We start from the raw sequence: 11,635 nt of genomic DNA on the forward strand, positions 1-11,635 counted from the left end.
CATTTTTTGTTCTTTCTTCTTTCTTTTTATTACTCTTTCTCCCCAAAATAAAAAGCCCTGAAACTCATTGAGTCTTCAAGGCAATTTCTATGTTAAATTGCTAAAGTAAATTGTCCATTATCATTTTCCATAACTGGAACCTCTACTTTAGGCATTGAACGTAACTTTTCTTTTTCTTTCTCTTTTTGTCTATGGATTAAACCTTCACCAATAGCACTTAGCATCAAATGATTTAAGGCCGCTTTTTTCGTTTTCTCGGTAAATGAACCGTAATGCCACCCTAACCATCTAAAAATCTCATTATGCGCTTCAATAGACTCTAGAATACCTTCCTTGTACACAACGAAAGTAACTTGGTTATATACAATGGTAAGTTCTTTAAAGTCCATTGTAGCGGGAAAGAAGAAATAACTTTGTCCAGTAGCTTGTTGGCGTTCTTTAAAGAATTCATAAAGCTCTCCTTCTTCCATCGACATATCGATTGTCACATAAAAAACAGGATTAGGATTTGTCGTTAATTTCTTGTTGATCTTCTTATCTGGAAGAAAAATAACTTCTCCATCATAAGAAAATTCCTTTGGTTTCAAATCCTCACGCTTTACAATAATTCCATCAAGCTCCTTCCAACAATCGAGGATAGCATTCACTTCGTATTCATGAATGAGTTTATAGTTGGTCTGTTCTTGAATATATAGCAAGTATTCTAATAGAATACGACGACCTTCTACTGTCATTGCACCTGGAGAATATTCATCCCTCTCAGCTTTTTGAAACGTCATATAACGGTCTGTATGTGCGTGTTCATCGAATAACTCAAATAAACCTACTTGCTTTTTCTTTTTCCGTTTTTCCGCTAATTCCTTCAATTTTTTATTGAATTGTTGTCGCGGTAAGACTTCTCGAAAGCGTATGTCATTTCTCATTCGTAACATCAAGGTTTTCCAATCTAAAAGGTACTGATATTTAGATTTTCCTTCTTCAATGTGACGAACAAGCATAGGGTCTTTGCCACTGATTAAACCGCAAGTCCAGCAACCTTGTCTACTTCCAGCACTACCACAAGAATTACCTTGTTCACTCGAAACCTTGACTCCACATTCCATGACTGATTCACCATATTGGACTGTTAATTCTTGAAAATCAACACCAAATGGGAATATTGTATAATCCATGAGTTTGAACCATAATTCATCAGCGGTGACAAATTTTAATGGGGAATAACATAGTATTTCATCGAAATCACTATGCCGACTAAAAAGTGATTCTTCGCTCAATTGAAAATGCTCCATTGATGCTTTACGTCGCGCTGACTCTTCTAAACGGGTCCCCAACATTAAAATCAGCTGATACTTATCTTGGTTATCAAAACGAACGGGAGCGGTTGCCAATAACTCCTTTAACTTCTCTTGTGTAGGAGAAATCTTAAGTGTATGCGTACACCATCTATGACGAGTATTTGGTGTAGAAATTAAAGTACCTCGACCAAGAATTTTCCACCAAAAGCTCTGTTTCAAACTAGGTTGAATCATGGTAGCTTCAATTGGGATCTGTTGCTCTTTAGCAGATTTTTGTATGGAAGATATGGCACGATAGACATAATCGGTCATATCTGGTGTTTCGACACCTGTATCTGAAGAAATAAGGTGAACCTTTTTAGTCCGTTGTTCTAACGGTAAAGAAGCAAGCATTTCCCACAATAAAAGAAGCATTAAAGTACTATCTTTTCCACCACTAAAAGCCATAGCTAATGTTTTCTTTTCTCGAAGGTAAACTTCCTTCATATGTTCTTTTATATTCTCAAAAATATCATTCATGTTTGTTGTCATTACTAAGCATAAAGAGGGGAGTCCCCCTGCTAATATGCTTAGCAAGAGGACATTCCCTCCCTTTAATATTTAATGTTTTCCTATTTATCCAATACGTCGATTTTGAGCTGCTATCATCTTTTTATTGTGTAACATGGAAAGCATTCTTTCTTCGGCATCCAATGTAAGCACGATGAAATCTAATCGAATATCAATGACTTGTTTAAATTGGTCTATGTCTTTTTGAGAAAGCAATCCTTTATATACAAATTCCTGTAACTTCTCTGAATCCGGTTTACCGTAACGAATAAGGAAATCGGCTCCTAATTCATCGTAAATTTGCGAAATGTTATATTCAGGATCTAAGGCTACTCTTGATACAGAACCATATTTATGGCTAACCTTCTTTTCTTTTTTCAATATTGGGCAAGCAAGCAATTCAATTTTAGTTTCCTCATACTGAGTCACTAAGCGTTTGTGTTCACTATTCCAGTTTGAATAAGAATCGATTAGTTCATTGATACATTGTTCCTCAAAACTTTGTGTAGGATATTGTTTGATTAATTTCCCCTCTTTATTGAATGCAATATGAAGTTTATACTTTTGTTCCAATTGATATGGAGAAAAAGCATCTAACAATAGAGCATCCTTCTTAATGTCTTTATGATTAAGCTTTACAGTAGGCACAAGTAAACCGATATCATTTAAAAATTCATTTAACCCTTCATAGTCGGTGTTCGCTACTTTTTTAGCAACAAACTTAGCGACTAGGTTATGGTTTTTAAATTCATGCCTTTTGCTCTCATGACTTTCTAATTGTTCTCTCAAAGTTTTCTTTATAGCTTTAGTGTTATCTTCAGCCATCTTCATACGTTGATAAAAGCGATTTTCAAGTAAATCCTCCATTATGGACCCCGCTACCTCTGTAGGTTCAGTTTCTAGTCCCTCTTTAAACTTTTCATACTCTAAACACGTTTCACAACGTACAAGTTCAAAACCATCAAATTTACATTCACAATTTCTTTTCATTTTAAAATTCCTCCAATAGACTCCCCACCTAGTACACGGGGAGTATGATTAGTTTACTCCCACTAGGAAGGGGCTATTTGGTTAATGAAAAATGTGTTTATTTACTCATTATGTTTGACATAATGGCTTAAACTCTCTAGCTTCTTCGATTCCTGCATGTAAATTAAGCAAAGTACTAAACAATTCATTTAGGTATTCTTCTTCACAACAATCATCCAAAACTCCGTTATCTACCTCTAGTAAGGGAAATTCCGTTACAGGAGCAAGAACCCGTAAACGATTATTACTTGTTCTATGTTCCATAATAAAATAAGGAATTTGATCAACAGTCATAGCAAAAGACTTATTGATAAAATTATTTGAATCTAGAACATTTCCAATAACTAAAGGTAAATCCTTAATAGTGTTAAATTTCATTTGTAATCCCTCCGATTAAGAAGTTTGTAGAATTCAAGACTGTTTTAGGTAAAACTTATTGTTTAGCGTATTGATTTGAATTCATAAAAAGCGTAAGTAATACTCGTTTTGCAATATGAGGATCTAATCTGTCGATAATCTTAAACGCTTCATATTGTGAACTAGCAGTAACCAATTTCCGATAAGCCTTACCAGTCTTTTTATCTATCATCGTGTATCCTCCTTAAATAGAAAGACAGTATGAATAAATCTCATACTGTCTCACTTGGTTTATTAAGTACTTTCTCAAAAGTTTAGTAATTAAGCAGCGGTATGGCTTAAATTTAGCCCCCAAACATCTCTTTGACTACTGTTTAACATATTAAATTCCTCCCTATTAAAAAATGATTAATTTGCAATATGAATAAATTCATTAACTTCTTCACCAACATGAGTACCGAGAATGGTTAAATCACCGTTATTTAGTGCTACTTCAATAAATACGGCATTCCCATCGACTTCTCCAATATTAAGAAGATAAATAAATCCTTCTGTTTTACGAAATCCTAAATACTCTCCGTTCTTCTTTAAAAGGCGTAAAAGACGCTGTTTATTTTTTTTATTTGAAAGAAAATCTATTGTTTTATTCATTTTGAACACTCCATTCGGTATTTTGAAATAAAAAAAGAGAGGCTCCGTTGCACCATCTCTTACTACACTCTGAAAAATTTACGCTTGTTTTTGTTCTCTTTCCGATAAAGAAATAGATAAAATCATGGCTTCTTCTTCCTTATATCGAATTCGAAAAAGCTGTGCTGCATGAACATCAGATACTGCAAGACAACTATAACCTCTTATAGAACGTGAACCCTGTTTTTTAAATTCAATTTGATAAATGAGTTTAGTGGGTTGTTGTTCACCTTCTAAAAATTCATAGTGTGGAAGAATAGAAGTAACATTACCGGTTTTAAACACTTTAGGAGAAATGTTTTCATTCTCGCTAATGATGATTAAAGCTGGCATTCCAAAGATCAACCTATAAATATAGAGTTTTCCTTGAAAAATAACTTCTCCATTCTTTCGAATCATACTCTCTCCAACGGTATACTGAGTGTTTCCAACATAAAAGTCGAAGGTCATATAGCAACACCTTCTTCCAGAATTGAAAAAAGATCGTATTCAACAGGTTTAATTTCTTCCTGTATCATATCGATCTGCTTCAAACACTCAATCAATTTTAATGACCGTTTTTTTGTTGCACGAATTTGTAAATTCACACAATCATCTAATACCACGACTCCAACATTCCCTTTTCGGTAAATACCGAGTGTATCTGATTTCTGATACGATTTTCGAGAATTTAAGTCTTTTAACCAATCATTTTTATCTCTGTTTTGATGATAAAGATTATATTCAACACCCGTAACCTTTGGATTTAAAAAACCCATAGATAAATCGAATAAATAAATCCCACCATCAATAGACCCGTCAAAATAAACACGATAACCATAAGAATTAGTGGCTCTACCTTGATATTTGAACGGTTCAATTCTAAAAATGTGGCCATCTACACTCCAAATAAATCCTTCTTTTTTATTCTGAAAATGTAATCCAGTTAATGCAGCTGAAAGTTTTTCGGGAGAATGTTCGATAAAACACGTTATCTTAAACATACATAAAAACCCCGCTTCCAATAATACAATTCACAGAACAACTTAGTTGATGCTTAAATAGCATAAACAAAACACCCTTTCAAAAAAGTTTTTTAGAAAATACACCCTTAAATCTGAAAAAAGACTAGATTAATAAACTACTTCCTCTCACCTCCTTAAAATGCAAAAAAGCCCTTCAAGGAACAGACTAATAAAAATGAACACACTGGTAGTGTTCTAGTCTGAACCCGAAGGGCTCTTGAAATTTAATAACTACTCTGCTGACCTAAATAAATGGTCGCACAATAAAAAAACTAAAAAGAAATACTATATGTAGTTATATTATATATGAAACCTCTATTAATAACAATAATATCTACTGTTAATTTAGATTTTTTGGATAGTCGGATGCTTTAGCTTCAAATAAAGAATTATATTGGAGAAGCTTATCCTTTTTCTCTTTTGTAACACGGTATTTTTCAACGATTTCATCTTCATTCATTAATTTTTCTACAAAAGATACATCAAAATTATCTATAGGAATTTCTCTTAAATCAGTTTTTAGAGTGATTGCAGTAAATCTATTTTCTTTTGGATTATTTTTAAATATAGTTCTTCGCTCTTCAATTAATGAGAAAAATTCAACCACTGTATTATCATCTGCAAGAAAGTATGTTTTTCGAAAGATGTAATCGCTTAAGACCATTCCCATAAACTCGACTCTCTCCTTAGTTATCACTACTATAACCTACCTTTCTGAAACAAACTGTTACCATTATAGTAATTGATTAAAAATTGAAAAGTATTTAATTCTATCCTTTTTTTAAAAATTAAACAAATATAACTAATTTTTTTAGGTATTATATAGTTCGTGATCAAAGAAAAATTTGTAGGGATAGTAAAATTATTAATAATACCATAATAACAGAAATGAAAAACCATTAAAAGTGAACATTTAACTAAAAAGGGGAATAAATACCTATAAAATCACCTAGGTAATTAGGACTACTACAATTGAATACCCCTATTTATAGGAAAAATAAATGGAAGCCAGTAAAACTGACTTCCAAAAAGGTATTATGTGAATTACATTATTTAATGTCATAAATAACGGTCGATTTTTAATAAATTTATATCATAAACCTACGCCAGAATTTTCATGGCCACTTCCCGTAATGAAAAAATGGACTTATTACTGGTTGAAATAATCACTTTCAATGCCTCGATTACCATATTTACAAATTGATTTCGTTTGTCATTAACTACATTAATTATATCTCTTATACATTTTAATTTGGTTGTTACAATACGGGCATCCTCTGCCAAGGTTTGCTCGATTATTTATTTTTGCCTGCCATTCATGTCCCTGCTCGCATTGCCACCATACTTTTTTTCCTGACTTAGGTAAAACATCTCTAGGAGTTATATCTTTGTTTTTAATAGGGTGCCATTCTGTCGCTAAATTTGGAAATACTGTCTCCAAACAGTTTTCGGGAGTCGGTTTCCTTCCACTGCAATATGGACACCTTCTACCTCCTACTCTGCTATTAATTGTTGCCTGCCATTCATGTCCTTGCTCACATTGCCACCATACTTTTTTACCCGATCCACATGTGACATCATAGGGGGTTAAACTATTTTTTGTTGAATGCCACTCTATTGCCAATCCAGGCATTTTTATAGAAAGGCTATTATCATTAGAAACTTTTTGACCTGCACAAAAAGGACACCCTTTACCATTGGATCTGTGATTAATAGACGATATCCATTCATGTCCTTTGGAACAAAGCCACCACACTTTTTTTCCAGAGTTCAAAGTTACATCTTTAGGTGTTAATTTTTTATTTTTTATGGGGTGCCATTCTGCTGCTAGACTAGGGTTTATTGTTTCTAAACAATTTTCTAAGTTTACTTTTTTTCCTGCACAAAAAGGACAACCAGTTCCATTTTGTCTACCTCTACTATTTATTCCAGCTTGCCATTCATGACCTTTTGAACATTGCCACCATACCTTTTTTGTTGAACCGGCACTAAACATAAAGGGGGTTAATTTTCCATTTTTCTCACTGTTCCATTCTTTAACTAAATCAGGTCTTACTTTTCCAAAACTATTCTTTATTTCACCATACTCCATTAATTCAGTAATTAAAGTTCTATCCTTTTCTACATCTATTTCTGGAATTAAGATATTATGATTGAGGACTTTCTTTATATACATAATTAATTCGAAAATAACTTCACTTAACGATTGATCGTCTTTATCATATTTTCTAATCAACACTTTAGGATGTTCCTCATTAAAATTTAACAAGCCTTCTTCTCGTATTCTGACAAGTTTAACTCCTTGAGTTTGTAAAGCTTTATTCTTGTTTCGATCTCTTTTGTAGGAATCATGACTTGAATGATAATAATACCCATCGTACTCAATGGCTAAATTAATACTTGATACGTATATATCTACTTCATAATCTTTGTCATTAATGTTAAAAATATATCTACTCGTAGAGTCTGGAAATACTCTTAACAAATAATAAAAGACAGCTTTTTCAGCAAATGAACTTTGGGTATATGCATTACATAATGGGCAACCAACACCTTTGCTTCTATTATATATACTACTTTTCCATTCATGCCCCTTTACACATTTCCACCATACCTTTTTATCAGAACCAGGCGTGAAATCAAAAGGCGATAAATCTCCATTTTTTAATGGATGCCATTCTTTAAGAAGTTGTGGTTTTTGTATAGCAATTGATTGACAATAAGGACAATTGTTATTCTTTCTTTTTACCACAGCTTCTAGCCATTCGTGCCCTTTTGGACAAATCCACCATACTACTATTTTAGAATTCGGGGTAACATCATGGGGGGTTAAAGAATCATTTTTTGTTGGATGCCATTGCTTTGCTACTTCGGGTCTAATAATCAAAAGGTTATTTTCTCTAGATGCCTTCTGTCCTACACAGTAGGGGCATCCATACCCATATGTACGGTTATAGACCGTAGCCTGCCATTCATGTCCTTGCTCACATTGCCACCATACTTTTTTTCCTGATTTAGGTAAAACATCTCTAGGAGTAAGATCACCATTTCGCTTATGAACCCACTCTCCAGCAATTTTAGGATTCACTGTTGCTAAACAGTTTTCTAGAGTTACTCTTCTTCCAGAGCAGTATGGACACCCGTATTTTTTTTCTGTTCTATCTATTATGGTTGCCTGCCATTCATGTCCTTGTTCGCATAGCCACCAAACCCTTTTATTAGAACCACTTATTACTTTGCTGGGACTTTTATTGTTTTTTATGGAATGCCACTCTTTCGCGATCTCTGGAAATTTTGTTGCTAAGCTATTAGAATTAGATACTTTCTGATTTGTACAATAAGGGCATTTTGTCCCATCAGTAGTCCTATGAGCAATAGATGTTTTCCATTCATGTTTATTTTTACATTCCCACCAAACCTTTTTATTTGATTTGGGAGCAACAGCAAATGGATCTATATCTTTATTTTTTTTATAATTCCATTCTTTTAAAAGGTTTGGATGTTTAAATCCAAGTGAGGTAGATTTAGTAACTCTTTTTCCTGAACAATATGGGCACCCTCTTCCACTTGTTCGGGAATAAATTAATGCTTGCCATTCGTGACCTTTTGCACATTGCCACCAAACTTTTTTACCGGAACCGCTAGTAAGTTCACTTGGAGACAATTCTTCATTTTTTGTAGAATGCCATTCCTTTATTAAACTTGGAAATTTATCTAATGTAACGCTATCTTTTCGCGAAATTTTAAAGACTCTCCTTTCTGTAATGTGGAACTTAATCACCATTTTTCATTGGAAAGTAAAGTAAATTAACTTAAACTTAAACTTAAACTCAATATAAAACATAATACGGTAGCTGTCACTTAGTTATTTTACAAACAGCAATCTTTAAACGTGATAAAACAAGTCTTGCTGCTTAATTCTATCGTGACCACATCTCCTATTCACAATAGAGACTCACATCTCTTACTTACTTTCGCAAAAAATTGTTATTGCTTATAATAAGATAAAAAATCTTATAAAAGAATGAAGTAGTTAAAGTGTTAAAAGAAAAGTTGACTAAGAAAGAAATGAGCTTACGCTTACACAAAAAATGTATGAAACAAGTGGAGATAGCAAAGGAGTTAAAAACATATACGAATTATGACATAAACGGAACAAATTATGACAAATATAATTAATACCAATATATTTTAGTACTTTTTAATTGTCAGTTTACCATAAGGAATAAAAAGCACTTATTAAAGAAATAAATAAAAAAACCAGTATTAACAAGGGTTTGCTAATACTGATTTTATGACAAATTATAATATAATTTGTGACATTTAATAATATGATTAACATATTATTAAAATTTAGTAACGTCTGTGAATTTTAAAGTAGTCCCACACCGAACCGATGATGGTCGGATAAACAACATCAGTTTTTACAATTCCGTTTTCATACCTCACCGTAAAGGTGAATTTAACAGTTCCGTTTTTAAGAGTAGTACCTGTTTCAGTAAACTGAGAATCAAACAATTCTCCACTATAAAGAGTTGGCGAAGCATAGGATAAAGTAATGGTTCTAGTATATAAATTACCATTATCCTGTGTCCCTTCAAAATCTACAGTTACATAATCAATTGGATAATCTGTAACATCCGCTTCAAGTATAAATTTTTCTCCACTATAAAACTCTAATGGATCATGACCTAAAGCATCGTGTTTTGATTCCCACTCAGGAGTATGAAGCACCTTTCCTGTTAGGGTTAAGTCATTAACATAAATAGTAGCTGAAACAGTGTCTGAAAATCCGGTGTTATCTGTTACTGTTAGTGTAAATTTGTAATTACCTGGTATATCAGGAACATAAGTAAAGTTAGGTGTTGTAAAAGTGACTTTCGTGTTGTCTGGTTTTGTAATCTCATAATCATGAGTAATTGGATCACCATCTGGATCATAGGACAAACTTGTTACGCTGATAGCGTCACCTATATAGTAAGTGCCGCTATCAAATTCAAATCCTGCTACTGGATAATGATTTAAACGGTATTCTCCATTTACGACTGTTCTTGTGTTACCAACATTATCCTGCATTTGGGTATGAAGATACCATTTTCCCTTTGTTGTTTTTGTAACAACATAGTTCGAATCAGTTGTCCAAGCAGACCATTCACTTTCACTTGGTGTACTAGGAGATAATGTCCAAACATATCGAGACCGTTTATAACCCGAATGTGAGTCACTATACTTCAAACGCACTTCAATGTCATCATCTGACCAATCTCTGCTCGTGAAATTGCTAGTATCTTCTTTATTTCTATAGACAACAGATGGAGCAACACCATCTATTCTTAAACGTTTACCAGTATTAAGATAACCTCTGGAATTATTTACGTTATCCCTAAAATAATATTGAATATCATACGTATGTCCATGTGTTTTTGCTGTCACATTCCATAAAACACGGCCATAATTTGTGTTTTCTTCACGATGGGCTGAATTAATACTCACATGAGAACTTGTCATCCAATGATTATTATGTGTGCTAGAATTGCTAAACAAATGTTGTGAACGGGCATCAACGTCACTACCAGTAAATCGTAAATTTTGAAATTTGTTACCAGAATGAGGATCGTTTTGTCTTACCCTTATATCAACATTGTCATTAGGTCGAATCCAGTAATCACCACCATTAACAAATCTAGCTCCATAAACTCCATTTGAAACGTGAGTCGGTGCTACAGCATCTGTTCGAATAGTCATGCCTGTTGAATACCAGGAGTAATTGTCGCTCCAATTTGTAGCATTATCCCGATACAAACTATACACGTTATAATATTGACCATGTGTTTTCGGTGTCACATTAAAAGTAACTTCTTTATATCGATTATCACTACTTTTATATGTTCTCGATACTGAATTAACAATTATGTCACTACTAGTTAGATAGTTATTTAGATGTGTAGAATCGCTGCTATTCCAATTGTGTTGAGAACGAGCATCCGACGAACCATACAAACGAATATAACTTAGATACACTCGTGATGAATAATCATAGGCACGTAATCGAACATCCAAGCTTTGGTTCGGTTTCACCCAATAATTATCCCCATTTTTATAAGTATGTCCAGTTATTCCGTGGGAATAGTTATTTGGATCAGTCTTATCAATGTAATAGTAACCTGAATAATCATTACCTATATTCCCTGCTTTATCTTCGGATTGAATATGGATACGATTTTGTCCTTCGGTTGATAATGTAATATCGGTGCTAGTGCCGGTTATCCATGAACTATATGAACTCCACGTTCCATTTGAATAAGTACGGTATCTAAACTGTTTTATTCCTGAACGAGAGTCGCTAACATCTAAACCAACAGTGATATTAGAATTAGTCCAAGACTTACTATTAGGACTAAATGTTCCATTTGGATTGACCTTATCAATGTAATAGTAACCTGAATAATCATTACCAATATTCCCCGCTTTATCTTCGGATTGAATATGGATACGATTTTGTCCTTCGGTTGATAATGTAATATCGGTGCTAGTGCCGGTTATCCATGAACTATATGAACTCCACGTTCCATTTGAATAAGTACGGTATCTAAACTGTTTTATTCCTGAACGAGAGTCGCTAACATCTAAACCAACAGTGATATTAGAATTAGTCCAAGACTTACTATTAGGACTAAATGTTCCATTTGGATTGACCTTATCAATGTAATA

Annotated in this window: 10 protein-coding genes; all 10 read right to left on the reverse strand. The window is 33.4% G+C overall.

Annotation, left to right across the window (positions count from 1 at the left end; genetic code table 11):
• Positions 1–92: 92 nt before the first annotated feature.
• Positions 93–1,871 carry a phosphoadenosine phosphosulfate reductase domain-containing protein gene (locus J0N78_RS18080; RefSeq protein ID WP_209124507.1) on the reverse strand — a complete coding sequence of 593 codons (1,779 nt, stop codon included), beginning with the start codon at positions 1,869–1,871 and terminating at the stop codon, positions 93–95.
• A gap of 39 nt (positions 1,872–1,910) precedes the next feature.
• Positions 1,911–2,834: a hypothetical protein gene (locus tag J0N78_RS18085; protein ID WP_209124508.1), complete on the reverse strand. Its 924-nt coding sequence runs from the start codon at positions 2,832–2,834 to the stop codon at positions 1,911–1,913.
• 108 nt (positions 2,835–2,942) lie between these two features.
• Complete coding sequence (locus J0N78_RS18090; protein WP_209124509.1) at positions 2,943–3,251, reverse strand: hypothetical protein; 309 nt, start codon at positions 3,249–3,251, stop codon at positions 2,943–2,945.
• A 55-nt stretch (positions 3,252–3,306) separates the two neighbouring features.
• Positions 3,307–3,462, reverse strand: coding sequence for a hypothetical protein (locus J0N78_RS18095; protein WP_209124510.1), 156 nt, complete (start codon positions 3,460–3,462; stop codon positions 3,307–3,309).
• Between the two features lie 176 nt (positions 3,463–3,638).
• The gene (locus tag J0N78_RS18100; protein ID WP_209124511.1) at positions 3,639–3,881 is read right to left on the reverse strand and encodes a hypothetical protein; all 243 of its coding nucleotides are present in this window, start codon (positions 3,879–3,881) and stop codon (positions 3,639–3,641) included.
• A 78-nt stretch (positions 3,882–3,959) separates the two neighbouring features.
• Positions 3,960–4,319: a hypothetical protein gene (locus J0N78_RS18105; protein WP_209124512.1), complete on the reverse strand. Its 360-nt coding sequence runs from the start codon at positions 4,317–4,319 to the stop codon at positions 3,960–3,962.
• A gap of 47 nt (positions 4,320–4,366) precedes the next feature.
• Positions 4,367–4,903 (reverse strand): hypothetical protein, encoded by a 537-nt coding sequence (locus tag J0N78_RS18110; protein ID WP_209124513.1) that lies wholly within the window; start codon positions 4,901–4,903, stop codon positions 4,367–4,369.
• Between the two features lie 361 nt (positions 4,904–5,264).
• A complete protein-coding gene (locus tag J0N78_RS18115) occupies positions 5,265–5,594 on the reverse strand; it encodes a hypothetical protein (RefSeq protein ID WP_209124514.1) in 330 nt (109 codons plus the stop codon).
• Positions 5,595–6,149: 555 nt separating this feature from the next.
• Positions 6,150–8,705, reverse strand: coding sequence for a zinc-ribbon domain-containing protein (locus J0N78_RS25935; RefSeq protein ID WP_307794968.1), 2,556 nt, complete (start codon positions 8,703–8,705; stop codon positions 6,150–6,152).
• A gap of 572 nt (positions 8,706–9,277) precedes the next feature.
• Positions 9,278–11,635 (reverse strand): Ig-like domain-containing protein (locus J0N78_RS18145; RefSeq protein ID WP_247747407.1); only part of this gene is annotated, 2,358 nt, incomplete at its 5' end.

It is taken from the genome of Alkalihalobacillus sp. BA299, from assembly GCF_017745675.1.
In the GTDB taxonomy this organism is placed as follows: Bacteria; Bacillota; Bacilli; order Bacillales; family Bacillaceae_F; genus Alkalihalobacterium.